We start from the raw sequence: 25,162 nt of genomic DNA on the forward strand, positions 1-25,162 counted from the left end.
TCATCAACACGCCGAACCAGCCTACGTAGAGGCGGTTGTCGGTCGAGGTCACCCAGTTGCAGAACTGCGCCCACAGGTTGGCGCTTTCGCGTCTCTGTAAGGTCGTTGTCATGGTTGGATAATTACAATTTGAAGAATGATGTAAGTGGTGTTAACCACACTTTACATAGTAGAGAAAAAATTTCGATTTGTAAAGCGTTTTAACGATCGTTTCTCAGATTCTCCATCTGAAGGAGTAGATCAAGAGTACAAAAAAGTATCTGACTTCAAATGCTCTGCCCCATCCCAGAGCGGCTTCTGAGCATCCGAAGGCACTCTTTAGTCAAGACTGAGAAGAGGCAGAAGCAATTGTAAACGAATAATACGAACTAAAACCGAGAGAACGACATCCGCTCTCTTGTTTCAATCCGTAACGAGGTTGCGAACCCATCCATTAAATTACGATCGCTAGCTTGCGTCCTAAATTGACGATTGCAGGGGTTATTGTGGGCGATCGATGCAACCACTGGTGAAATAGCTCTTGACTCTTGGTGAAAGAAACGTTTAGTCCAAACTGTCCACTGAGCGTGATCAACCGCTCTAAGACATGAACTTGAGAGTCTGAATTTTCTATTTCACGTTCGTTAAAGAGTGTCCACAACGCTCGTTCGATCAATCGCTGCAAAATTTCACGCGCCTCTGGCTGCTGAAGCTGACAGTGCAGATGAACTGCTTCAGTTGCGATCGCTTCCAACTGCGCCAAAATTATCAAAGTTGAGTCCAGATCCTCTGCATCTTGCTCGAACGATCGCAGCGTTAGCAGCAGTCGATGTCCGAGTGCTATTTCAGCCGCGACTTGTAGCTCCTGGGGTACAGGCAATTCATCGCGATGAAACGCCATTACAACCCCATAGTTGTCGCGATAGACTTGTGTGTAAAGTTGGTCTAAGCGCGTTAGGGTCTCTTGAGTGAGCAACCTCATCATTCGATGTCGCTCCTCTGCAAACAAATCCTGCAAACTGTAAGCCACATCCCCAAACAGTTGATTCATTTTCAGGATGACTTGAGCGGCGCTACCTTGTGCAAGCTTCTCAAAAAGCTGCTCTTTCACCTGCGTATAGTTCCGCCGTCCCGCAAAGGGTTGAATACAACACTGAAAATCCCAGCCGCATAAATGCAGCACTGCAAAGACGAAATGCTGACTCTCGCGAGTAATCTCAGACGTGAGTTGTAGCTGACCGACTGCAAGCGTTACCGATCCCAAGCGCTGAATCTGATAGTCCAACTGAGACGTGCTGTAGCAGTAAACGCGCTGTTCTCGTGCATAAGTTGTAAACAGAGAAGAGATTGCGTAGTGGGCTGCAACCTGCTCGAACGTGATTTGAGCGGGAATCACGAGTTGACGATACACTTCCGCACCATTTTTGAAGCAATCTACATTGCTTGGAGACAATGCCAGTCGTTTAATAAAACTTTTTTCAAGCTGAAGCCCTGCTACATCTCCAGCAAGTTCAAGCGCTCGTGAGGCATACCGCAGAATTTGCACCCCCTCTGGTCGAGAAAGCTCTTCAAAAAACCAGCCGCAACTTGTGTACATCAACAACGCATGACGCTGCATTTCTAGCAGGCGTAACGCATCTAAACGATCGTCACTGCTCAATTTATGCGACTGATGCCGAGCAAGAAACTTTGGTACCGAAGCCCGATCGCGAATGACTTCGATATACTCATCTCGCGCTTGCCAAGGATCATCAAACAGCTTTTTCCCTTCCTCTTCGTACACGCGAATCAACTGATCCCGCAGCCAATCCAGTGCTTCTCTCAGCGGTCGTCTCCATTTTTGGTGCCATAGACCGCCGCCTCCACAGCCACAGTCATCCTGCCAGCGATCAACTCCATGCGCACAACTCCAAGCGGTAACGGGCTTCAACACCACCTCCCACGCCGGTGGATTAAGGCTAAGGTAGTGCGCGAAATTAGTGACTGTCCAATCGCGTCTTGGAAACTCCTCAATAAAAGCATATGCCAAGCATTTCTCAGTGCCACCTTTGTGATGCCCGAAAGTTTCACCATCGGTTGCGACTGAGATTAGCTGAGTGGGACGATGATCCCCGCGTACCGCTTGGCTCAAACGACTCGCGAGATGATGAGAACTGCTCAAGGCTGAATCAAAGCCCATGTCACGAGAAATCGGACCGTCGTAGAAGAAAATATCTAGATAAGAAGAATCAGGATCACCTGACTGCAGATAACAGCGATAGGGGCGAGTGGGATCAATTTGACCTCCGCCCACTTCCATCCAGGTAGAATCATTCTCAGCTCGACAGCGTTCTGCCTGCGATGGAGCCAGAACAATAAACTTGATCCCCTCTTCGATCAAAATCTTCAGGGTTGGATAATCAACTGCGGTTTCAGCGAGCCACATTCCTTCGGGATCGCGTCCGAAGTGCGATCGAAAATCTGCTTTTCCCCAGCGAATCTGTGTCCGCTTATCGCGATCGTTCGCCAACGGCATGATGATGTGGTTATAGACTTGAGCGATCGCATTGCCATGCCCGTTTAAACGATCGCAGCTTTTACGATCGGCATCAACGATGCGTTGATATACCTCCACATCATGCCGCTCGATCCAACTCATCAATGTTGCGCCAATATTGAAGCTTAGATACTCAAAGTTATTGACGATCCCCAACAGTCGTCCTTGCTCATCTAGCACTCTAGCGAACGCATTTGGACGATAACATTCGTGATGAATTCGCTCATTCCAGTCGTGAAATGGAGCGGCGCTGGGTTGTCGCTCAATGGCATCCAAGTAAGGATTTTCACGAGGAGGCTGATAGAAATGTCCATGTACTGCGACATAAACACCGATCGCAGTTTCAACAGGATCGCTTACCGCAGCGGGGTTTGGAGTATTGAGATCGGCAGCAGACAAGCGGGATGAGGTCATGGGTTAAGTTCCACCTAAGAAGACACTCACACTCGCAACAGCAGCACATCGGAGTGTAAGCAGAACGTATCAAACTTAAAAAAATCGCAGTAGAAGCGGTTTTCTCAAAACTAAAATCAGTCGGAGGTTTCTCGATCGCACAGAGCGGAGATGATGCTGTGTCTGACCTTAGCAAGCGCGAAAAAAACCACAACCTAACTCAAGATTGATTCTATTGGAATGGGAATCAATAAGTTGAGTTAGATTGTGACAACGCTGATGTGAAAGCAGGATGACGAATAAAATGCGAGATTCATCGTTCTGCGATCATCTCTTCTGATTGAATCGCACTTTAGACCTGTTCCTAAAGTTCTTTAAGATCTTTATATAGAATTTTACGATCGTGCCACCAAAGTTCATTCTTTGTGATGTAAAGCGTTGAGCAAAACACAAAGAATTATGCTGCCGTCAGCGCCGATCGTGAGTATCCTATTGAGGACGATTTTCTCATCTAGAAACGCGAATGTCATTCAAGAATATAGTTTTTACAGCATTGCTCGTGATGATCCCGGTGTCGATCGCGGCTCACTATCTCCATTGGGGATCACTCGTTGTTTTCGCCACGGCAGCATTGGCAATTTTACCTCTAGCAGCCTGGATGGGAACTGCAACCGAGGAAATTGCGGTTGTTGTCGGTCCAACGTTGGGCGGTTTGATGAATGCAACGTTCGGCAATGCAACTGAGCTAATTATTGCCCTAGTTGCTCTAAATGCAGGTCTAATTGATGTTGTAAAAGCTAGTCTCACAGGTTCGATTATCGGCAATCTGCTCTTGGTTATGGGCTTAGCAATGCTGCTAGGCGGCTTGCGCTATAAAGAGCAGGAATTTCAGCCGATCGTGGCACGAGTGAATGCTTCATCAATGAATTTGGCGGTGATTGCACTTTTGTTGCCGACAGCAGTAAATATCACTTCATCAGGAATCGAGCCATCAACGCTGCAAGTTTTGTCGGTTGCAGTTGCGATCGTGTTAATTAGCGTCTATACCCTCACCCTTCTGTTCTCGATGAAAACTCATACTTATCTCTATGATGCGGGTGTAGCAGAAGAAGAACTTGCGGCGGCGAGCTTAGCCCATGAAACCAAAAAGCCGAATCTTGTGTTGTGGTCTGTTGTTTTACTCGTTTGTACAGTGCTGGTTGCAGTTGAATCGGAATTACTGGTCGATAGTTTAGAAATTGCTACAGAGAAGCTGGGATTGACGGCACTTTTTACAGGAGTAATTTTGCTGCCGATCATTGGAAATGCCGCTGAACACGCTACTGCTGTCACGGTAGCTATGAAGGACAAAATGGATCTATCGCTTTCGGTTGCTGTAGGCTCAAGCTTGCAGATTGCGCTGTTTGTCGCTCCGGTGTTGGTGATTGTGGGCTGGTTAATTGGACAACCGATGGATTTGAATTTTAATCCGTTTGAGTTGGTTGCAGTGGCGGTTGCGGTGTTAATCACGAATTCGATCAGCTCTGATGGTCGATCGAATTGGTTAGAAGGAACATTATTATTAGCAGCCTACACAGTGCTAGGACTCGCCTTTTATTTTCATCCAGTAATGGCATAGCTAAGTGTATTACTGAGGACGCGATCACACTTTCTGCCCGACAGCTACCCAAAGAACTTGAACGTTGCGATCGCGATACTCCGCCAAATTCAACCATTTTCGTGGTCGCTACGATCCTCGAATCAGAGAGCTTGTAAAATTTGCGTTTTTAAAGTCTACGTAAATTTCCAGTTTTTCCCGGATTGCAGGATAAAATCTGGAAAATAGTGACCATAAGCAGTAGTAAAAGATACGCAGGATTCTTGCGGATATTTGTGTAAAGATTTGGTGAGTGACGCAGATTACACCGAGCCTGCGTGGGTTCGATTATGATTGCCCGTATTTTGACCTTGCCCCGGTCAAGCTTGCTTGAAGTCGATTGAATCCGCTGATTAAATCTATGTTCCTGAAGTCTGGGGTTAAGAGGTGCTAGAGCCATGATTGCTGAGTCTATTTATCAAAGTCGGGGAATTCTGCCGGAGGAACAGCGGCTCTATGATTACCTTTTATACCTGGTTCAAAACGAATCGCCGCAAGCATTGACGGAACGGTTTCGCCTTCTATTCATTGAAGCAACTGGCCATCCGAATGCTACTCTGCAACAAGACCTCGATCGCCTTGTGCAGTCCAAGAACTCCAGCGAAGACTTCCGTTTTATTCTCAATCGTTGCTGCCATATTCTAATCAATCGCTGGCAATCGCGACCCCAGTGCTACAGCGCGATCGCAGAACTCATCGCCCTGTTTGAATTAGCTCCGACTCGTCCAGTTACATCAGACCTTTATCGATCGCGCATTATCAAGCAACAGCGTCATTTGATTCAAGCATTCCGAAGCACCGAGCAGTACCTCACGCTTAAGCGCTTGGCAACTGTTTTGCAGCCTGCGGAGTTCTCGATCGAAACCGAGCGCTTCGGAACACTAATCCGCCGTTACCCCTATCTATATGAACATTGCCTTGTGACTGAGGGAACACCCGCGAGTCAACAAGCTTCAATTCGCCAGCTTCAGGTGGAACGACAAAAGCAATTTGAAATCGACCTTTCCAAGTATGTAACTTACCAAGTTCGTTGCGCTGTGAGTGATACTGCTACACCGGGACGCGATCGCGTCATTTATCCGGTGCAAAATCCAACGCTATTAGATGAACGATCGCTCAGCGCCGCCCTACACGAATTCACCGGAAAAGTGAACGGGAATGATACCTGTCGCGAAGTAGCGCAGCGATTTTCTGCTCATTGTCAGGAAGTGCGATCGTATCGGGAATTCAAAAGAGATCTGTATGGCTATCTCACCGATGTTGTGAACCCAGCTTACGGCAAGCGGCACTTCAATCGGCAGTTTGCTAATTTGCTGAATGACATTCATTCAGAGAGCGAATCACAGCCGCTGACAGACTTTCTGATGCTGCGGACTTGTAGCCAACTGCTGAATTTTCTTGTCGTCGAAAGCGCTCAAAATCCGCAGCATTTTGTACTCGTTGATTTGCTATCTAACTTGGGTGCGACCTCAACCACGCGACTTCTGCTGCAAATCGTTTTGCTCTGTCAACGAATTAAGCCTTACTTAGAGAAGCGATTTTCGATTTTGTTTCATCACTACGAAAGCTACAGTCGCGATGGCGTTCAGTGGCTAATTGCGGCAATGGAAAATCTACAGCTTGCTTTAACTACGAACTTCAGCACTTTAAATTTGTGTTTTGTGCATCAGCTTGTGCGTTAGCGGTTGGGATTTATGTTAATCTACACGATGGTAGGATGCTCATTCTCTAGAATGCTGTGCATACTCATGTATGGACAGCCATTTTTAGTCCGATGAGAAACCCAAAACTTTTGATTCAATTGGAGGATACAGCATGACCCAAGTGGTTCTCGGAGAAAACGAAGGAATCGATTCAGCGCTGCGTCGATTTAAGCGTCAAGTTTCAAAGGCTGGAATCTTAGCAGACCTGCGATCGCACCGTCATTTTGAAACCCCGCTCGAAAAGCGCAAGCGTAAAGCGATCGTCGCTCGACGCAATCGCCGCTACCGCTAACGGTGACAGTCGATTCTTAGATTAAGAATCGATTTTTTATTAAAAACGGTTGACTGGGAGCATTGCTAGGATGTGAGAAGTACGCTGCTCTTCTTTCCGTGAATTTATGACTGACTCCATTTCCGACGTTGGCAAACCCTTGGATCAGGAACTAGACGAAGCGATTTCTGGGTTTGATGAGATCCAAGCTGAGCTAAATTATCGACAGGCGCAAACGACGCTACGAGAGCTAGTTGAGAATCTAGATTTAACGGCTCAGGAGCGATCGGGGTTGGAGTCAGAAATTCGCGGACTAGGGACGATGCTAGAGAAACTCGATCGTCTTGTAGTTCAGATTGCGGCATTTGGGATGGTGGGGCGCGGAAAATCTTCGCTCTTAAATGCGCTCTTAGGTCAACAAATTTTTGAGACAGGTGCAATTCATGGCGTGACGCGATCGCAGCAGTCGGCTCAATGGAGCGTTGCGAGTGAAGCGATCGCAGGCAGCGATCAAGCAGTGTTGCGCGTGAAGTTGCCGAGTACCAGTCACTCTCAAATCGAATTAATCGACACACCTGGAATCGATGAGGTCAACGGAGAGACGCGAGAAGCTTTAGCGCGTCAAGTGGCTCAACAGGCGGATCTGCTGCTGTTCATCGTTTCAGGTGACATTACGAAGGTTGAGTTTCAAGCGCTTTCGGAACTGCGAGAAGTTGGGAAACCGATCATTCTGGTGTTTAACAAAATTGATCAGTATCCCGATGCCGATCGCATGAGCATTTATCAAAAAATTCGGGATGAACGAGTTAAGGAACTGCTTTCACCAGATGAAATTGTGATGGCGGCAGCTTCTCCATTGATTGCAAGAGCGGTGAAACGCCCTGATGGACGAATGTCTGCCCAGATGATTAAAGCAGGACCGCAAGTTGAAGATCTCAAATTGAAAATTCTCGAAGTGCTGCATCGAGAAGGAAAATCTTTGGTTGCACTGAATTCGATGCTGTTTGCAGATGATGTTCACGATCGCTTACTTCAGCGCAAACTCGCCATTCGAGAACAAAACGCCAGTCGTGTGATTTGGAACGGCGTAATGACAAAAGCGATCGCTACTGCCGTCAATCCAATTATGGTTCTCGACTTGATTGGCAGTGCTGCGATCGATGTAGCAATGATTATGAGCTTGTCGAAGCTCTACGGCATTCATATGACGCAGCAAGGCGCGGTGAAATTGCTTCAGCGCATTGCAGTAGCGATGGGTGGAATTTCAGCAAGTGAACTGCTTGCGAATTTGGGATTAAATTCGCTGAAGGGATTGCTAGGACTATCAATTCCGGCGACTGGGGGACTGTCGATCGCGCCTTACATTTCGGTCGCGCTCACTCAAGGAGCGGTTGCAGGTGTTTCGACTTATGCGATCGCTCAAGTGACCAAAGCTTATCTTGCCAATGATGCGTCTTGGGGGACAGAAAGCCCGAAAGCAGTTGTCACGAGAATTCTTGCCTCACTCGATGAGGACTCGATTATGAATCGGATTAAGGACGAACTACGGGCAAAGCTTGATCTTCATGCGCGACAGGCGAAGGCAAGTAAAACTTAGGGAGCGATCGTTCCACAAACTTGCTCAAGCGTGAGCAACGGAAACGCCTGCACAATGCCTTCAGGAGATGTGCCTAGCTGAAAGGAATAGACGATCGTCCCCGAATAGCTTCGTCTTCTCATTCGGATTTCTGGCGCTGGGAATTCTAACCCTTTTGTTTGTTGTGGTACTTAGGATAATTAGGCATAAAACTCATCTTCGCTGTAATTACGATCGCAGTTCTTCAATCTACCCAACCAAAATCGAATTATATTTGACGTGATAGCAAAAGTATGATTCGAGCTATGAGCCTCAACGATGTAGTAGAAACGATTAAAACCCTATCTTTTGAGGAAAAACAGGAGATTCAAGCCCTGCTAGCTCAGTATTTGCGGGAAGAGCGGCGCGAGAAAATTTACGCGAATTATCAACAAAGCCGACTTGAGGAGCAGCGCAGTGAACTGAAATTCTCTTCAAATCTCAATGAACTAAAGCAATTGCTTGAAGAGTAAAGCTGGAAGTCAGTTTTAGTCCATCATTTCGACTTGCCTTCAAGAAACGAGTCAAAGGCAAGACGGATTTAGAGGCTCGATTTTTGGCAAAGCTAGAAATATTTATCGCTAATCCATTCGATCCGAGTTTGAGAACACACAAGCTATCTGGCAAGCTCAAAGATCTTTACAGCTTCAGTCTCGAATACGATGAGCGAGTCGTGTTTTACTTCACAGAAGACGGAAACGCAGTTTTTGTCGATGTCGGCACTCACGATGAAGTGTATTGATTGCTCCCTTCCTCCAAAAAATGTCGAAAGGGGGTTGAATGATCTACACTCGTATAGGGTAAAATTCAACCCCGACCTGTTCTATTTGGAGGAAATTGCCGCTTGTCTAAACAAGACCTAATTGAAATGGAAGGAACTGTCGTCGATTCACTCCCGAACGCCATGTTCCGGGTAGACCTCGACAACGGCTTCAACGTACTCGCACACATCTCTGGAAAAATTCGGCGCAACTATATCAAGATCCTGCCGGGCGATCGTGTCAAGGTCGAACTCACCCCCTATGACCTTACCAAAGGACGCATCACCTACCGACTGAAAAATAAAGGTGGTCGTTAGTCGGCATTAAAAGATCTCTTTGACAAGCGCTATATAAAATTGATAGGATATTGTGTTTGTAATGTTGCCGAGATAGGGCATGAAAGTACGAGCGTCAGTGAAACGAATTTGCGAAAAATGCCGCGTCATTCGTCGGAAGGGGCGCGTCATGGTGATCTGTGAAAACCCGAAGCACAAACAACGCCAGGGTTAACAAGACTGCGTGTGCAAGTCTGCCGAAGCGGGGAAAGCCCTCGATCGCGGCAGACATTTTCGACTGTTTATCTATGTTTTAGGGAGAATCAGCGTGGCGCGGATTGCGGGCGTAGACCTGCCTCGCGATAAGCGAGTGGAAATTGGTCTTCGATATATCTATGGAATCGGGCCTACCCGATCGAAAGAAATCATCGCGAAAACAGGAGTCAATCCTGATACGCGAGTGAAAGACCTGAGCGAAGCGGATGTCGCAGCCCTGCGGGAAGCAGTGGAAGGCGGCTATCAGATTGAAGGAGACTTGCGGCGGTTTGAATCGATGTCGATCAAGCGATTGATGGATATTGGTTGCTATCGCGGTCGGCGGCATCGGATGGGATTACCTGTGCGGGGTCAGCGGACTCGGACCAACGCGCGGACTCGGCGAGGCGGTCGTCGGACGGTTGCCGGGAAGAAAAAAGCCCCTGGTAAGAAATAATGTGCATTGCCTCCGGGCAATCACAGCTTGTAGGAACGTAGCAGCGTAAATTTAAGAGAGTTGACATGGCAAGACAACCGCAGCGGAAAACGGGCCCGCGCAAGGCGAAAAAGAATATCCCTAGTGGAGTCGCCCATATTCAATCGACCTTCAACAACACGATCGTCACGATCTCAGATACTCAAGGCGAGGTGATTTCCTGGGCATCTGCCGGATCGAGCGGCTTCAAAGGTGCAAAGAAGGGAACTCCCTTTGCGGCACAAACCGCTGCCGAAGCAGCCGCACGTCGGGCAATGGATCAAGGAATGCGCCAACTTGAAGTCATGGTGAGCGGTCCCGGTGCGGGACGTGAAACCGCGATTCGAGCCTTACAGGGGACTGGCATCGAAATCACCCTGATCCGAGACGTGACCCCGATTCCTCATAACGGTTGTCGCCCACCCAAGCGCCGTCGCGTCTAATGCGCGATTTTGCTGTCTATAATGGACTGCACGAAACGGGTTGGATGTCAAATCGAGGGATAACCCTCACAAGCAAGGAGAAAGGGAGGCTAATCCGTGGCACAGTTTCAGGTCGAATGTATTGATACCACGACGGATAAGGATCAAAGCCAATACAGCAAGTTCATCTTGGAGCCGCTAGATCGGGGACAAGGAACGACGGTAGGGAATGCCCTTCGTCGCGTGTTGCTGTCGAACTTAGAAGGCGCAGCCGTAACCGCCGTGAGACTCGCAGGCGTAACGCATGAGTTTGCGACGATTCCGGGAGTGCGAGAAGACGTGCTGGATATCATGCTGAACATGAAGAAGCTGGTATTCAGAACATATTCGTCCCAGCCTCAGATCGGTCGGCTTCTGGTTCAAGGTGCAGCGACGGTAACGGCTGAAAGCTTTGATTTGCCTTCGGAAGTTGAACTGGTTGATCCGGATCAGTACATTGCAACGCTTGCTCCGAACGCAACGTTAGAGATGGAGTTCAAAATCGAGAAGGGTAAAGGCTATCGGGGAGCTGGAAAGTTCACTGATGATACCGCGCTCGACTTTTTGCAAATCGACTCTGTATTCATGCCCGTGCGGAAGGTGCAATACAGCGTTGAGGATGCTCGCCAGGGTGGAACGGCTGAAAAAGACCGTTTGATCATGGAAATCTGGACAAATGGCAGTTTGACTCCGCAAGAAGCGCTGAGTCAAGCGGCAAATATCCTGGTCGATCTGTTTAATCCATTGAAAGACATCACGTTCGAGCCTTCGGATGGTGACGATCTCAACGATGAGCGGATCGAAAATCAAATCCCGATCGAAGAACTGCAACTCTCAGTCAGAGCCTATAACTGCCTGAAACGTGCTCAAATCAATTCGGTCGCGGACTTGCTCGACTACAGCCAAGAAGACCTGCTCGAAATCAAAAACTTCGGTGCTAAGTCTGCGGAAGAAGTGGTCGAAGCACTGCAACAACGGTTGGGGATTACCCTGCCGCAAGAAAAATCTAAATCCTAGTAACAAGCTATGCGTCACGGTTGCAAAGTCCCCATGCTGGGCAAACCTGCGGATCAGCGAAAAGCACTCCTGAGAGCGCTCACGACTGAACTAATCCGCAACGGTCGAATCCAAACGACCAAAGTTCGCGCTCAAGCAGTGCGATCGGAAGCTGAAAAAATGATCACCCTCGCAAAAGACGGCTCCCTTGCGGCTCGTCGTCAAGCGATGGGATATATCTACGACAAGCAGCTTGTTCATGCTTTATTCGAGCAAGCTCCGGAACGATACGCCGATCGCAAAGGCGGATATACCCGCATTTTGAGAACGATTCGTCGTCGTGGTGACAATGCTGAAATGGCAATTATCGAATTGACCTAAAATGGCAACTGTTCAGCCGTCCCCCCAACGAGTCGCTCTACTGATTCAGTATTTGGGCACTCGATTTTATGGGTGGCAACGGCAACCGAATCATCGCTCAGTTCAAGAAGAGATTGAAACCGCGATCGCTTCTGTAGTAGGGCATCGGGTGGTGATTCATGCGGCAGGACGTACCGATACGGGCGTTCATGCGGCGGCTCAGGTGGCACATTTCGATGTGGTTTCCCTGATCCCGCCACACCGATGGGCAGACGTGATCAATGCTCGACTTCCCGATGATGTGTTGATTCGAGCATCGGCAGCCGTTTCTCCGGATTGGCACGCTCGATTCTCGGCTTCCTGGAGACGATACCGCTATACGATCTATACCGAGGCGCGACCGAATTTATTCGCTCGATCGCTGTCCTGGCACTACTACCACGCCCCGCTTGATGAATCAAAAATTCAGAAAGCGCTTGATCCGATGATCGGTCGCCATCACATGGCAGCGTTTCAGAGGGCAAATTCGAGCCGTCCTCATGCTTGGGTCGATATTCAAGCGGCGGAATGCGTGAGACAAGACCCGTTTCTCTATATTGAAGTTCAGGCAAGTGGATTTCTGTATGGCATGATGCGGCTTCTAGTCGGACTGCTGGTAGAAGTGGGACGGGGGGATCGATCAGTGCAAGACTTTACGCGCTTGTGGACAGAAGAACGGCGCGATGAAGTTCGGTATGCGGCTCCGCCTCAAGGACTCTGCTTGCTAAGAGTGGGCTATCCGGATATGCCATTTCCCCCGGAACTCTGGTTTGATTCGCAGCCGAAACTGGTTTTGCCGCGATCGACTGCTTCCGAACTGACTCCTTTTTAACCAAACCTCAAGCTCATGGAAAACAAAACCTATCTACCTCCGATCGCCGAGATCCAGCGCGATTGGTACGTTGTAGACGCAACGAATCAACGCCTGGGTCGTTTAGCGACTGAAATCGCGATGATTCTTCGCGGTAAGAACAAGCCGACCTACACACCGCATCTAGACACAGGCGATTTTGTCGTCGTGATCAATGCCGATAAAGTCGCCGTGACGGGCAAAAAAGCCAGTCAGAAAGTGTATCGCCGTCACTCCGGTCGTCCGGGTGGAATGAAGACCGAATCTTTTGAAAAGCTGCAAGCGCGATTGCCAGAGCGCATTATCGAGCAAGCAGTCAAAGGAATGCTGCCAAAAAATTCGCTGGGTCGCCAACTGTTCACCAAGATGAAAGTGTATGCGGGTGCAGATCATCCTCATGCAGCACAGCAACCCAAAGTTTTAGAAATCAAGACGATTCCGGGAGAGAAGTAATCGATGCAAGCTACTGAAGGAAGAGTGATGTATCAAGGCACCGGTCGCCGTAAAAACGCGATCGCTCGTGTCCGATTGGTTCCAGGAGATGGCACCATCACGATCAACGGCAAGCCCGGTGATCTTTACCTGCAATTCAACGCTGAGTACCTTTCTGGCGCGAAAGCACCCTTAGAAACCCTAGGTTTGGAAAGTGAATACGATGTCTTGGTGACGGCTCACGGTGGCGGTTTGACCGGACAAGCGGACGCGATTAAACTCGGTGTGGCGCGTGCGTTATGCCAGCTTGATCCCGAAAACCGGAAGCCGCTCAAAGTCGAAGGGTATTTAACCCGTGATCCGAGAGCAAAAGAACGGAAGAAATACGGTCTTCGCAAAGCCCGGAAGGCTCCTCAGTTCTCGAAGCGCTAATTGTTACAATCGGTATAGGACACTGGAGATAAGGCAATGGCAAAAAAAGGCATCCATCCGAACTGGTATCCCGAAGCAAAGGTTTACTGTAACGGTGAACATGTTGCGACGGTAGGTTCGACCAGGCCGGAACTGCACGTTGATGTGTGGTCGGGCAATCATCCGTTTTTCACTGGAACTCAGAAGATCATTGATACTGAGGGACGAGTCGAGCGATTCTTGCGGAAGTACGGCATGAGCGAAGAACAAAAATAGGATAATTCGGTTGAAAACTCACTCGACGATCGCGTTTTGAGTTGCCGCGATTGTCTTTTCACCGAAATTTTCTATTTTTTGAGGCGAGTCCGATGGCTGAAGCATACTTGATTGACAAACTAAATTCGGTTGAGCAAACCTTTAACGAATTGACGCGCCGCATGGCTGACCCGGATATTGCTAAAGATCCGGGTGAGTTCCAGCGCGTGGCAAAATCGCGATCGTCGTTAGAAGAAACGGTCAATACGTATGAGCTTTGGCGCAAGACGGAAAAAGACCTTGCTGGAGCGCGTCAGCTCTTAAAAGAATCGGGCGGCGATCTGGAAATGCAAGAAATGGCAGCGATGGAAGTGGAAGAACTCCAATCCAAGCTGCAAGAATTAGAAAAGCGATTGAAAATTCTCCTGCTACCGAGCGATCCGAATGATGACAAGAACATCATGTTAGAAATTCGGGCGGGAACCGGGGGCGATGAAGCCAGCATTTGGGCGGGTGATTTGGTCAGAATGTATTCACGTTTTGCCGAACGTCAAGGATGGCGCGTCAAAATGGCGAGTGAATCACTAGCAGAGGGCTTGGGCGGATTTAAGGAAGCCGTGATGGAAATTCAGGGCGATCGCGTTTACAGCAAGCTGAAATTTGAAGCAGGCGTTCACCGAGTTCAGCGCGTTCCGGTGACAGAAGCATCCGGGCGGGTTCACACTTCGACCGCGACCGTTGCTGTGATGCCTGAAGTGGATGATGTGGAAGTTCACATTGATCCGAAAGATATTGAAATGAAGACCGCGCGATCAGGCGGTGCAGGTGGTCAGAACGTCAACAAAGTTGAGACGGCAGTGGATTTGATCCACAAGCCGACGGGAATTCGGGTGTTCTGTACCGAGGAGCGATCGCAGCTTCAAAACCGAGAACGAGCGATGCAGATTCTCCGGGCGAAGTTGTATGACATTAAGTTGCGAGAGCAGCAAGATGCGATCACTTCGATGCGTCGATCGCAAGTTGGGACGGGAGAGCGATCGGAGAAGATTCGCACCTACAACTACAAAGACAATCGCGTAACGGATCACCGATTGGGGCAGAACTTCGCATTGAATCCGGTGTTAGAAGGCGATCTAGAGGATGTGATAGAGACTTGTATTTCCCAGGATCAGCAGGAGCGGTTAGAGCAATTAGCGGCTGAAAGTGGGAATGAGGCAGCAATCAAATGATGATTTCTGGAGACAAAGAGGCTGACTGGGTAGCCTTTAATTGCTTTAGCTTAAACGTGGTAGCTCTTTCAGCCTGGAAAACGGAAGAGCTATCGCCGATCTCATAACTGGAGACGGCACTTAAGATACCAGCTCATCCTCCGAACGATGCGGTTCCTGATTCGGCTGCTCAAAATTACTGGGCACGCTTACATCCCTGGTGTATCGTTTGCCTCTTGCCCTAAATGCAGCGAATCGTTGTTCAGCAATTTCGCACCCGCACCCAAGCCGAAGAATATCTCAAAATCATGCGACGATTACTGCCTGAAACGGTGCATCAGATTGTGTTCGACCCGGAAACAGAATAGATTAAGAAAGGTAAAGCATTCTGCGGTGCCTTCAGCGCACCCTTAAGCGATCGCACTATGTCTATCCTCGGCAAACCGCGTCCTCTTTGGCAAGTCATTTTATTCTCAGGCTTAACCGGACTACTATATTACGGCTATTACAAATGGATCATTCAGGAAGAATTACGCACCTACAACGGCAAAGGCTGGTCAGGTACGGTTTGCTTATTACCATTTGTGCTTGGAGTTGCAGTGCCGCAAGCATTGACCTTGTTTGACCCGGATGCCCCCGGTTGGTTTGGATGGTTCTCGTTACTTGGAATTGCTTGGATTTATATTGTGCAGTTTCGGCTGTATCACACAGTGAATGAATTGTATGAGCGAGACGGGCTCAAGCCGCCCTTGGTCATCTGGTGGATCTTCGTTCCCGGATTAAACCTAATCGTGGGGCTGCGGCAAATTCATTTTCTCAGCCAGTATTGGGCAAAGCTTCAGGGCGAAACAGTACGCGACCCCATTGCTGATCCGATTCCCTTTCTATCAAGTAACGCCTAATCGTTCCACATCCTGCTAAGTTTATTAAAGACCGCTTTTCTGATCGGGAAAGTGGTAATTCCACCCTTTCATCTCTCTACACCACATGAGTCATCCTAACGGAATCGCACCGCACGGCGGACAGCTAATCGATCGCATTGTCACGGGCGCTCAGCGCGAAGAATTTCTCTCTAAAGCGGACTTTCTCCCGCGTGTTCAACTCGACGAACGAGCCGTTTCTGATCTGCAACTGATTGCGATCGGTGGCTTTAGTCCCCTGACCGGATTTATGGGCAAAGCAGACTACGATCGTGTCGTCGAAGAAATGCACTTGGCGAACGGGTTGCCCTGGTCGATTCCGGTGACGCTCTCGGTAACGGAAGAGGTCGCCGCACCGCTCAAGGAAGGTAGTTTGGTGCGGTTGGATGATCCGACTGGACGCTATATCGGCGTGTTGCAGTTGAGCGAGAAATACACCTACGACAAAGCGCGAGAAGCGGTGAAAGTGTACCGCACCGATGAGGAAAAGCATCCGGGCGTGGCAGTTGTTTACCGTCAGGGCAATGTGAATTTGGCAGGAGATGTATGGCTGTTGGAGCGCGACCCGCATCCGTTGTTTCCGACTTATCAGATTGATCCGGCAGTATCACGGGCTGCATTCCAAGAAAAAGGCTGGAAAACGGTCGTCGGCTTCCAAACCCGCAACCCGATTCACCGCGCTCATGAGTACATCATTAAATGTGCGCTCGAAACCGTAGATGGACTGTTTCTGCATCCCTTGGTTGGTGCGACAAAAGAAGATGATATCTCGGCAGACATTCGGATGCGGTGTTACGAGATTATGCTGGAGCATTATTTTCCCAACGATCGCGTGATTCTGGCGATTAATCCAGCAGCAATGCGCTATGCCGGGCCGCGTGAAGCCATTTTCCATGCGCTAGTGCGGAAAAACTATGGCTGTACTCACTTTATCGTGGGACGTGATCACGCTGGAGTGGGTGATTACTACGGCACCTACGATGCTCAATACATCTTTGATGAGTTTGACCCAGCAGCACTAGGCATTCAGCCTCTGAAGTTTGAACACGCTTTCTACTGCAAGCGCACCCAAGGAATGGCAACGACGAAAACCAGTCCGAGTTCAGCAGAAGAGCGCGTGCATTTGTCAGGGACGAAGGTGAGAGAAATGCTGCGTCGGGGAGAATTACCGCCGCCTGAGTTTTCACGTCCAGAGGTCGCGACGGAATTGGCGAAAGCAATGAAGGTGTAGATCAACGTGGAGAGAGGCGTTTCGCCGAAACGCCTCTCTAAGTATCTGGTAGCACTTGATTACTCCACCGGGAATTTGCCCGATCGCACCTCTTCACAATATTCCTGCACCGATCGCGTAATCAACGTATTCAAATCCAGATACGCTTTCGCAAACTTTGGCTTCCACGTTCCCAACCCCAACACATCGGAAGTCACCAGCACTTGACCATCACAACCCGCTCCCGCCCCGATGCCGATGGTCGGAATCGTCAGCTTTTGCGTAATCGTTCGCGCTAATTCTGCGGGGATGTGTTCGAGTACAATCGCAAAGGCTCCCGCTTGTTCGAGCGCGATCGCTTCAGACAAAATTCGCTCTCCCGCTTCAGTCGATCGTCCTTGTTGCCGAAATCCCGTTTGCCGAACCGATTGCGGCGTTAATCCCACATGACCCATCACCGGAATTCCCGCTTGCACTAACCGCGAAACCGTTTCCGCCATTACTGGATAGCCGCCTTCTAGCTTCACGGCACCCGCACCCGTTTCTTTGAGAATGCGACCTGCGGAGTGCAGAGCTTGCTGCACACTTTCTTGATATGTCAGAAACGGCAAATCTACGATCAGAAGTGCTTCTTTTACTCCACGTCGCACCGCTTTTGCGTGGTAAATCATTTCATCAAGCGTGAGCGGCAGCGTTGTATCGTGTCCGAGTGCCACCATTGCCAGTGAATCTCCGACCAAAATGGCATCAATTCCCGCACGATCGAGAATCGACGCGATCGCGTAATCCCAAGCGGTAAGAATGGCAATCGATCGCTGTTGTTGTTTCCACTGAATCAGGTGTTGTGGCGTAACGGGCATCGGACAATCAAAGAATAGGAGTGAATCTATCTTAATCTTTCAGTCTGAATGTTTGGGAAGAACACAAGATGATTAAATAGGTGAAGTCTTTTTGCCGTACCCTGTTGTGACTGAAACTCCGAAACCTAAACGCTCCCTTGCAGGCATCGCGGGAATTGTCGCGATCGCAACGCTGATCAGCAAAGTGGTAGGACTGATTCGACAGCTAGCGATCGCGTTTGCGTTTGGAGTCGGGACAGCAAAAGCCGCTTACGATATTTCTGTCATTATTCCAAGCTTCTTTTTGATTTTGCTCGGTGGGATTAACGGCCCGTTCCACAGTGCGATGGTCAGCGCTTTAGCAAAACGTCGAAAAGAAGAATCCGCCCCGCTCGTCGAAGCAATTTCGACACTGATCGGGCTTGTTTTTCTAGTGGTGTCACTGATTGTTTTTTTCTTTGCGCCGTTCTTTATTGATTTGCTGGCAAGTGGATTAAGGCAGACCGCGCAAGGGTTAGAGACTAGAACGATCGCAATTCAACAACTGCAAATCATGGCTCCGATCGCTTGGTTTGCCGGCATGATCGGAATTGGCTTTGGTACGTTAAACGCAGCCGATCAATATTGGCTACCGTCAATTAGTCCATTGCTTTCTAGCCTGACATTAATCATCGGCATTGGAATTTTTATCCTGACTGCGGGAACTCAAGCGACTAATCCGAACTATGCGCTGATTGGGGGAATGGTTCTCGCGATCGGCACACTGTTGGGAACGGTTTTACAGTGGCTCGCGCAATTCTGGGCGCAGCGACAATCGGGATTAGGACGATTTCGGATTCGCTTTGTGTGGAATGATCCGGGTGTACGGGAAGTGTTTCGCGTCATGGGGCCTGCGCTGTTCTCGTCGGGAATGCTGCAAATTAATGTGATCACGGATTTGACGTTTGCTGCCTATCTGCCAAACGCGGTTGCAGCGATCTCTAGCTTGGATTACGCCAATCTTTTGGTTCAAACTCCGCTAGGACTGCTTTCAAATATGATCCTGGTGCCATTTCTACCGATCTTTTCTCGGTTGGCTGATCCGAGTCAGGCAGATGAACTCAAGGCGCGCATTCGGCAGGGACTTTTGATTACCGCGATCGCGATGTTGCCTCTAAGTGCCTTAACGATCGCGCTTTCGACTCCGATCGTGCGAGTGGTTTACGAACGGGGAGCCTTTCAACCGGAAGCAACTCAATTAGTCGCGTCGGTATTGATGGCATATGCTGCGGGAATGTTCGTTTACCTGAGTCGAGATGTTTTAGTGAGAGTATTCTACGCGCTTGGAGATGGCGATACTCCATTCAGAATTAGTATTGTCAATATCTTTCTCAATGCGTTGTTTGACTTTCTACTTTACCGACCCTTTGGCATTGTTGGAATCGTTTTAGCAACGGTGAGCGTGAATATTCTCTCAGTCTTCGCACTGCTATATTTTCTCGATCGTAGACTCAATCGATTACCCCTGCTGGAATGGAGCTATCCGATCTTAGGGCTGACGATTGGCAGTTTTATTGCCGGAACCGCAAGCTGGTTTATCTCGAATGCGCTCGCGAATTTTTCCAGTCTTAACGGCTTCTGGCTTGCATTAGCGCAGATGACGATCGCGGGTTCGGTTGGGCTTGGACTCTTCGCTCTGATTGCAAGTCAGCTAAGATTACCAGAAGTAGACCTATTTACCGATCGTATTCGTCAACGCCTCCGCCGATGAAACCTTACACTGTGATTTATGACGGGCACTGTAATCTTTGCTCGAATTTGGTTCAAGTTCTAGAACAGATTGATAAGGGCGATCGCTTTCAATATCTGCCAATGCAGGATGAAGCGGGATTAGCTCAATTCGGCATTACCGCTCAAGATTGCGAAATGGGCATGATTCTAATTGATAATGTGACACCCGATCGCCGATGGCAAGGAAGCGATGCTGCCGAAGAAATTGGGCGACTGCTTCCGGTGGGAAATGTATTTGTCACCGTTTACCGAAATCTACCTGGCATGAAATGGGTGGGCGATCGCGTGTACGAGCAGGTGCGCGACAATCGATATGCTTTATTTGGTCGGCGATCGAGTCCCTATCAAACCGCTTATCCTGCTTGTGACACAGCTTGCGACCAGTATTTCTCGAAATGAATTCTCCCTGGCAACTTCAACAGGCTCAGCGTTTAATTGATAGCTTTCATCACTGGACAGGAAAAACGCTGATTCAAACGCCCGAAGCTTTATTTGAGGCTCCGTTTGTCGTCGTTTCTCATGGCACTGAACCTGATCCGATCTTTAACTATGGCAATCGGCAAGCTCTAACGCTATGGGAAATGGACTGGGAAACCTTCACGCAATTGCCTTCAAGAAAATCTGCTGAGCCTGTCAGCCAAGAAGAACGATCGCGGCTGCTCGCTCAAGCAAAAGCGCAGGGTTATATCAGTGACTATCGTGGAGTCCGCATTTCTAGCACGGGTAAACGGTTCTGGATCGAAGATGTGATCCTTTGGACAGTGTTAGATGAATTAAACCAACCTTGTGGACAGGCAGCGACATTTTCGACGTGGAAATTTATTCTGTAAAGCTTGTTCATGAAGAAAAATTGCTTAATTTAAACTGCTTTGCTTCGTGATGACTTTGGAATAGAAGCTGCGGTTCTTCACTAAGGAAATCGTCTTCAAAAAATAAATATTTTAGTGACCTTTGCTACAGAAACTACCCCGATCGTCCTACTTTTTCGGCTCAGTTTCCCGACATTCGGGAACTGCATCAATCGCATTCAAGAAATAAATAAAGAACCTGCAAATCTGTCAAAGATCTACGTCTATCTATAGGAAGAAGGACTAGAATATTGAATGTCAAGTTTGCTTCACAAAACCAGCCAGCAGAGCTTAACTAAATTACGAGAAAGTCTTAAAAGATGGACGTAATTTCGTGAGCTTTGTTAAGATAAGTAAAGCAGATTGGATACATAACAAACTCTGGAATCGTCTCTCCAGAATTTCACTTCATCGCCCGTATTTGCTTCATCGATCGTTGTAGACATTTCACGGACGACTCTCTACACATCTCACCAGTTCGAGGAACGTTTCAGCATGAGCTTTCAGAAACTCGGTGGCTCCGCGCAAGAGCGCGATCGTCACAGCAGCATTGCCATCTCCGGCTGGGTCTCTCACCCATTCGCCCCTGTCACCTCTGCACCCCCTGTCTCTCATTCGTCACCTAAGCCTTTTGCTCCCCTCGCTCCACTGCGTCGTAAGCTAGACAGCATTCAGGTTCATAATCCCAAATTTGCTCATTTTCTAGCAGATCATATTCCCGCTCAGTGCCCATTCGAGCGCGATGTTAAGCTATTCGGCCGCACACTCCTGCACATTCCTCCCATGTGCAAACTCAATCCGCTTTATGAAGAGGTTATTGCCCTCCGCTTCCGGGCATTGTGCTATTTAGCGGATGAATGCGGCGAAGATATCAGTCAATATTGCTAAACATAAATCAACCTAATTTTGCACAGTAGCGGTTTTGAAACGATTGCGGGTTCAGACCGCTTTTTTCGTGCGATAAACTCCGCAAGCCATAGGTTGCAATTTATATTTCTAAACCCTTCAATTTACATCTAGAAAACTAACTGCAATCAAGCGCTTGCATAGGCGTAAACTTTCATCTCTATCGCTTGTCTGTTGGGGACAAAATGGTATCTTTGAAATTGAAGCAACTAACAGCTTCCCTGGCAGATCAAACAGCCAAATCTAGTTAAATTCAAGAGGTCAAGACGCTGTTTAACTCTACATCTGTCTCGCTCAACGGCAACAGCACCAAGCTCGAAATCTGATATTTCCTCTTCTGGCACTTTGGGGAGTTTCTAAACAAACTGGCGCTTAAATATTAATTTAGTGTCCAATTTGTTCAACTCTATCTAAAATGGATTTACTTGAGGAAGTCACTCGGAGAGTAGTAGCTGGGTGCTGTTGTAGTTTTAAATAGAAGGCAGATTGCAGCATGGCGATCATTGCGCTGAAGGCGTGGTATTTGGAGCAGTATGAACCCATTCGGGAGCTAGAGAAACGTCCCCATGATTTAAGACTAAGCAAAAATAGTCTGCTGAAATCGGGCTTAAGGGCTGACTTTCTTGAGGATAGCGCTGAGGTGAAGAAATCGACCTGGTTTCAACGGTATCTCCAAGGCGAAACGGTTGAGTTTTACATCGAAGGAAGCGGCGGCTACGCAATTTCTAATATTGATCTCTCCAGCCACGAAATCTACTTCTCAAAACAAGAAGTGATGGCAAATCTAGAGCCTGAAATCTTCTTTTCCTATCAGACCGAGTTTACGGAATCCGGCGATCTACTCCGGGATGAACTCGAATCCGTCATTGATAGCTTGAATCGTCGATCGCGCCTCCCCATCACCCTACGAGAATCCCACCGCCTCAGCGAAGGAGCCATTCGATTGAATAGCTCCCTGATGCGATCGATTCGTCAATGTCTTTTATTTATCGGTGATGGCACTTCGATCGCTCAAATTTCCGATACGCCTCCGCTCCTGATTCCCAGCCCTAAAGTGTGTGTCGAAACGGGCTACGCGCTGCAAAGTAAGCGATCGGAGCAAGTTCTACTGGTGCAGATGGAACGCTCCGATATGCCAGGGCAGTTTCCATTTGATCTACCGAGCCAGAATCGATTGGTGTTCAAAGACAAAACACAATTGCGGAAGCTATTACCGAAAACGATCGAATCCCAACTCCAGCGCTTCAATCTGCTGTAGAACAAAGCTGCAGAAATCAGACCGGTAAATGCGAAAACTCTGGATTGTAACAGAATCCAGAGTTCTTAAGATCTTTTCGCAGAATTAATCTTGAGCTTCGTTCAGTGCATACCGAGCGATCGCCAGCGTCAATTTCGCCTGCTCCGTTTCCGACAGCCTCGCCCAATCGGTCGCCTTTACCGCTTGTTCTTCACCGCGCATCGAGTAAGCCAAGGGACGCGCTAACACTTGTAAGTCTTCTTCTGCCCACTGCGGCAGCGCTTCTTGTACACACTGAACCAACTGATCTGCCAGAGTTGCGGAGGAATTCGCTAGTTTCTGCGCTTGCTGAGCGATCGTGTTCAAAATCGATTGTGGCACGGTTGCAAATTTTTGCGCCAGAGAGGTTTCAAGCGTGGGAGCCGCGAACAGCGAATCTAAATGAGAGAAAAAGGCATCGGCACGATCGGCAACTTCAGCATCAGAGAGCGCATCGAGTGAGAATTTCTGCTCTAAGCTGTTGAAAAACGATTCTGCCTCCGGATCAGCCGGATTCCAAGGATAAGCGATCGCGCTATCGGGAACTTCCGCGACCTCAACTTCTACAGTGTCAGCATTGTCCGGCTGATTCCACCGCACCGTCACTGCTTCCGAATCAAGTAAGGCATCGACGAATGCTTGCTGAAGTTCATGAGAGTTAGAAGGACTTGCTTCGTGTGCCATGACAATAATCCGCATCTGTAATTGAACTAAGGGTTGGTGTGTTTGATGGCTATAGCTTCAAGCCCAGTGTTACCAGTTCCGTAACTGACCTATCAATTTACGCTAAATTACTTAAAATCTCCAAACCTTTACGATCGACCTCCGTAATTCTAAGGGCAGATTTTAGTTTCTTCCATCCGCAGGCGAGACCAAGAACTCTAAAACAGAGTTCTGAGAGCCACCAAACTTAATCTGCGCCCCTGAATATAAGGGCACCTCGTAATTATGGACTTTCTGCCACCCGTTCACCGTCGAAATCCAGGTGCCATAGCGTGAAAAATCCCGCAGAAAATAGGTCGGCTGCATCGAATCAGCGCTGCGGGAAAAAATTTCCGCGTGTTTGCGCGAAACACCGGGTTCGTTCGCTAAGACCAAATCATTCTCGGTGCTCATGCCCACGCGCATCAAGCCACCGCGAATCGTCCAAATCTTGGCGTTTTCCAGCGATCGCAGCGATGCGATCGGATGCTGCCCCCCTAGCTGGCTCGGTGTGTGGGGAATTTGCGTTAATCCTTCTTCGATCGGTTTAATCAATTCCCCGTTGAATTCCGGGTGCATATACAACACAGGCAATGTCCAGGCCTGGTGATTGAATCGAAACAAAGTCAGCAAATGTTGACGCGCAACGGCAACGGATTGATCGATCGGCATTCGATCGCTCAACGCTTGAGCAAAGGCTGCGATAAAACTCAGCGCTTCTTGATCGGTAATCGAATCTCGCATCGCTAACACTGCGGGCACTCCGTGATGCAGCAACACCTCCGCTAAGCTACTTCTCGGAATCGTCTGGTGATGTTGTTCCTCTGGTTGCGCTCCCCAACACGCATTAAACACGGCTAGTTTGACCTGACAGCGAGTGAGCACCTGTGCTAGTTCTGTCCCATTCATCGGCTGATTGGGGCGCAGAAATAGCAAGCCACCATCGGGCGCAGGAACGCCGTGACCCGCATAAAACAGGACATTATAATGACCGTTCTCCAGCCGATCGATCAGGTCTGCTGAAGTCGGTTGCAGCAGCGTATCGACGAAACAAGGAGCCGCAAGCCGACCCATTCCCGGTCGCTCTCGTAGAATTCTCGAGAGCGCGGTTGCTTCTTGCTCTAACTTCAGTCGCTTCAACTCGTCGCGCTGTCTGCCTTCAAATCCAACGTTAGGCAAGTCGGGCGCGGCATTTTGTCCTAGAACCAAGAGTACATTCAGGCTGGTTTCCGATCGCAGTTCCGGGAGTGCATCGACATCGGTGGTGGTGCGACTAAATAAAAGCTGCTGACTGAGCGAGATTGCCTGCTTTCCCGCATCGCTTTGCATGATCTCCCAAGGCAGCGAGATCAGATCGGGATCGCGTACATCTAATCGTACCCGGAGCGCTTTTCCTTTGCCCTGAGCGATTCCCTGGCTGCGATTTAGACTGCTCTGAATCACGCCATCAAACAGCCATTGCCACAGATTAATTCCCAGATCTTGCATTAAGCGGGCGCTGCGCGGAACCGGTTGACCGATCGGCAGCTCTGCGGCTCGGATTGGCGGTGTGCTGACCTGCGAGACGTGCGGCACGTCCGGAACTCCACGCGAGGAAAACATTTCCTGCCACGATCGCCAGTGGTGCATCAACTCGTCTGTCCATAGACAATCTCGCAGCAAATATCCTCCCCGATAAGGAGCTTCAATCACATGGATTGCGAAGTGCTGGGCTTGGGAAGCGCGTAATCGCTCGATCGCAAGACTTAAACAGGGAAGTTCAGACGGTGACATGAATTGG

At 48.9% G+C, this 25,162-nt stretch carries 29 protein-coding genes; 24 read left to right on the plus strand and 5 right to left on the minus strand.

Going from position 1 to position 25,162, the window contains the following annotated elements; all coding sequences use genetic code 11:
* Together H6F51_06435 and H6F51_06440 are read right to left on the minus strand one after the other, a co-directional pair.
* Positions 1 to 112, minus strand: a 112-nt coding sequence (locus H6F51_06435; protein MBD1822130.1) for a photosystem II q(b) protein, incomplete at its 3' end; no start/stop codon positions are given.
* Positions 113 to 433: 321 nt separating this feature from the next.
* Positions 434 to 2,929, minus strand: coding sequence for a DUF3536 domain-containing protein (locus H6F51_06440; protein ID MBD1822131.1), 2,496 nt, complete (start codon positions 2,927 to 2,929; stop codon positions 434 to 436).
* A gap of 502 nt (positions 2,930 to 3,431) precedes the next feature.
* Between H6F51_06440 and cax the strand changes: the two genes are divergently transcribed.
* From cax to sat, 19 genes are all read left to right on the plus strand, one after another.
* The gene (gene cax, locus H6F51_06445; protein MBD1822132.1) at positions 3,432 to 4,526 is read left to right on the plus strand and encodes a calcium/proton exchanger; all 1,095 of its coding nucleotides are present in this window, start codon (positions 3,432 to 3,434) and stop codon (positions 4,524 to 4,526) included.
* Positions 4,527 to 4,942: 416 nt separating this feature from the next.
* Positions 4,943 to 6,226: a hypothetical protein gene (locus tag H6F51_06450; GenBank protein ID MBD1822133.1), complete on the plus strand. Its 1,284-nt coding sequence runs from the start codon at positions 4,943 to 4,945 to the stop codon at positions 6,224 to 6,226.
* A 133-nt stretch (positions 6,227 to 6,359) separates the two neighbouring features.
* A complete protein-coding gene (locus H6F51_06455; protein ID MBD1822134.1) occupies positions 6,360 to 6,539 on the plus strand; it encodes a 30S ribosomal protein S21 in 180 nt (59 codons plus the stop codon).
* Between the two features lie 106 nt (positions 6,540 to 6,645).
* Positions 6,646 to 8,115 (plus strand): DUF697 domain-containing protein, encoded by a 1,470-nt coding sequence (locus H6F51_06460; GenBank protein MBD1822135.1) that lies wholly within the window; start codon positions 6,646 to 6,648, stop codon positions 8,113 to 8,115.
* 284 nt (positions 8,116 to 8,399) lie between these two features.
* Positions 8,400 to 8,606, plus strand: a complete 207-nt coding sequence (locus H6F51_06465; protein MBD1822136.1) for a hypothetical protein — start codon at positions 8,400 to 8,402, stop codon at positions 8,604 to 8,606.
* Positions 8,607 to 8,608: 2 nt separating this feature from the next.
* Entirely contained in the window at positions 8,609 to 8,875 is a 267-nt protein-coding gene (locus H6F51_06470) for a type II toxin-antitoxin system mRNA interferase toxin, RelE/StbE family (GenBank protein MBD1822137.1), read from the plus strand.
* 102 nt (positions 8,876 to 8,977) lie between these two features.
* The gene (gene infA, locus H6F51_06475) at positions 8,978 to 9,211 is read left to right on the plus strand and encodes a translation initiation factor IF-1 (protein MBD1822138.1); all 234 of its coding nucleotides are present in this window, start codon (positions 8,978 to 8,980) and stop codon (positions 9,209 to 9,211) included.
* 79 nt (positions 9,212 to 9,290) lie between these two features.
* Positions 9,291 to 9,404, plus strand: a complete 114-nt coding sequence (gene rpmJ, locus H6F51_06480; GenBank protein ID MBD1822139.1) for a 50S ribosomal protein L36 — start codon at positions 9,291 to 9,293, stop codon at positions 9,402 to 9,404.
* A gap of 93 nt (positions 9,405 to 9,497) precedes the next feature.
* Positions 9,498 to 9,881 (plus strand): 30S ribosomal protein S13, encoded by a 384-nt coding sequence (gene rpsM, locus H6F51_06485; GenBank protein MBD1822140.1) that lies wholly within the window; start codon positions 9,498 to 9,500, stop codon positions 9,879 to 9,881.
* Positions 9,882 to 9,946: 65 nt separating this feature from the next.
* Positions 9,947 to 10,342 (plus strand): 30S ribosomal protein S11, encoded by a 396-nt coding sequence (gene rpsK / locus H6F51_06490; protein MBD1822141.1) that lies wholly within the window; start codon positions 9,947 to 9,949, stop codon positions 10,340 to 10,342.
* 96 nt (positions 10,343 to 10,438) lie between these two features.
* The gene (locus H6F51_06495) at positions 10,439 to 11,377 is read left to right on the plus strand and encodes a DNA-directed RNA polymerase subunit alpha (GenBank protein MBD1822142.1); all 939 of its coding nucleotides are present in this window, start codon (positions 10,439 to 10,441) and stop codon (positions 11,375 to 11,377) included.
* A 9-nt stretch (positions 11,378 to 11,386) separates the two neighbouring features.
* Positions 11,387 to 11,737 (plus strand): 50S ribosomal protein L17, encoded by a 351-nt coding sequence (rplQ, locus tag H6F51_06500; GenBank protein MBD1822143.1) that lies wholly within the window; start codon positions 11,387 to 11,389, stop codon positions 11,735 to 11,737.
* Position 11,738: 1 nt separating this feature from the next.
* A complete protein-coding gene (gene truA / locus H6F51_06505; GenBank protein MBD1822144.1) occupies positions 11,739 to 12,587 on the plus strand; it encodes a tRNA pseudouridine(38-40) synthase TruA in 849 nt (282 codons plus the stop codon).
* Between the two features lie 15 nt (positions 12,588 to 12,602).
* Positions 12,603 to 13,058 (plus strand): 50S ribosomal protein L13, encoded by a 456-nt coding sequence (gene rplM, locus H6F51_06510; GenBank protein MBD1822145.1) that lies wholly within the window; start codon positions 12,603 to 12,605, stop codon positions 13,056 to 13,058.
* Positions 13,059 to 13,061: 3 nt separating this feature from the next.
* Positions 13,062 to 13,469, plus strand: a complete 408-nt coding sequence (gene rpsI, locus H6F51_06515; GenBank protein MBD1822146.1) for a 30S ribosomal protein S9 — start codon at positions 13,062 to 13,064, stop codon at positions 13,467 to 13,469.
* Positions 13,470 to 13,505: 36 nt separating this feature from the next.
* Positions 13,506 to 13,724 (plus strand): 50S ribosomal protein L31, encoded by a 219-nt coding sequence (gene rpmE / locus H6F51_06520; GenBank protein ID MBD1822147.1) that lies wholly within the window; start codon positions 13,506 to 13,508, stop codon positions 13,722 to 13,724.
* Between the two features lie 92 nt (positions 13,725 to 13,816).
* Complete coding sequence (gene prfA / locus H6F51_06525) at positions 13,817 to 14,932, plus strand: peptide chain release factor 1 (protein MBD1822148.1); 1,116 nt, start codon at positions 13,817 to 13,819, stop codon at positions 14,930 to 14,932.
* 404 nt (positions 14,933 to 15,336) lie between these two features.
* Positions 15,337 to 15,813: a hypothetical protein gene (locus H6F51_06530; protein MBD1822149.1), complete on the plus strand. Its 477-nt coding sequence runs from the start codon at positions 15,337 to 15,339 to the stop codon at positions 15,811 to 15,813.
* A gap of 85 nt (positions 15,814 to 15,898) precedes the next feature.
* Entirely contained in the window at positions 15,899 to 17,062 is a 1,164-nt protein-coding gene (gene sat, locus H6F51_06535) for a sulfate adenylyltransferase (GenBank protein ID MBD1822150.1), read from the plus strand.
* A 59-nt stretch (positions 17,063 to 17,121) separates the two neighbouring features.
* Here the strand turns inward: sat and panB are convergent, their stop codons facing one another.
* Positions 17,122 to 17,901, minus strand: coding sequence for a 3-methyl-2-oxobutanoate hydroxymethyltransferase (panB, locus tag H6F51_06540; protein MBD1822151.1), 780 nt, complete (start codon positions 17,899 to 17,901; stop codon positions 17,122 to 17,124).
* Between the two features lie 106 nt (positions 17,902 to 18,007).
* On the opposite strand from panB, the gene murJ reads away from it, so the two are divergent.
* The 5 genes from murJ (at position 18,008) to H6F51_06565 (ending at position 22,662) form a co-directional block, all read left to right on the plus strand.
* A complete protein-coding gene (gene murJ / locus H6F51_06545) occupies positions 18,008 to 19,630 on the plus strand; it encodes a murein biosynthesis integral membrane protein MurJ (protein MBD1822152.1) in 1,623 nt (540 codons plus the stop codon).
* On the plus strand, positions 19,627 to 20,049 hold the full coding sequence (locus tag H6F51_06550) for a DUF393 domain-containing protein (protein ID MBD1822153.1): 423 nt from the start codon (positions 19,627 to 19,629) through the stop codon (positions 20,047 to 20,049). Before murJ ends, H6F51_06550 begins: the two co-directional genes overlap by 4 nt.
* Positions 20,046 to 20,480 carry an MEKHLA domain-containing protein gene (locus tag H6F51_06555; GenBank protein ID MBD1822154.1) on the plus strand — a complete coding sequence of 145 codons (435 nt, stop codon included), beginning with the start codon at positions 20,046 to 20,048 and terminating at the stop codon, positions 20,478 to 20,480. Before H6F51_06550 ends, H6F51_06555 begins: the two co-directional genes overlap by 4 nt.
* 513 nt (positions 20,481 to 20,993) lie before the next feature.
* Entirely contained in the window at positions 20,994 to 21,386 is a 393-nt protein-coding gene (locus tag H6F51_06560; protein MBD1822155.1) for a Mo-dependent nitrogenase C-terminal domain-containing protein, read from the plus strand.
* A 511-nt stretch (positions 21,387 to 21,897) separates the two neighbouring features.
* Positions 21,898 to 22,662, plus strand: coding sequence for a hypothetical protein (locus H6F51_06565; protein ID MBD1822156.1), 765 nt, complete (start codon positions 21,898 to 21,900; stop codon positions 22,660 to 22,662).
* An 84-nt stretch (positions 22,663 to 22,746) separates the two neighbouring features.
* Here H6F51_06565 and H6F51_06570 read toward each other — a convergent pair whose 3' ends face one another.
* Positions 22,747 to 23,286: a hypothetical protein gene (locus H6F51_06570; protein ID MBD1822157.1), complete on the minus strand. Its 540-nt coding sequence runs from the start codon at positions 23,284 to 23,286 to the stop codon at positions 22,747 to 22,749.
* Positions 23,287 to 23,526: 240 nt separating this feature from the next.
* The gene (locus H6F51_06575) at positions 23,527 to 25,155 is read right to left on the minus strand and encodes a CHAT domain-containing protein (GenBank protein ID MBD1822158.1); all 1,629 of its coding nucleotides are present in this window, start codon (positions 25,153 to 25,155) and stop codon (positions 23,527 to 23,529) included.
* Between the last annotated feature and the right edge of the window lie 7 nt (positions 25,156 to 25,162).

It is taken from the genome of Cyanobacteria bacterium FACHB-DQ100 (assembly GCA_014695195.1).
In the GTDB taxonomy this organism is placed as follows: domain Bacteria; phylum Cyanobacteriota; class Cyanobacteriia; order Leptolyngbyales; family Leptolyngbyaceae; genus Leptolyngbya.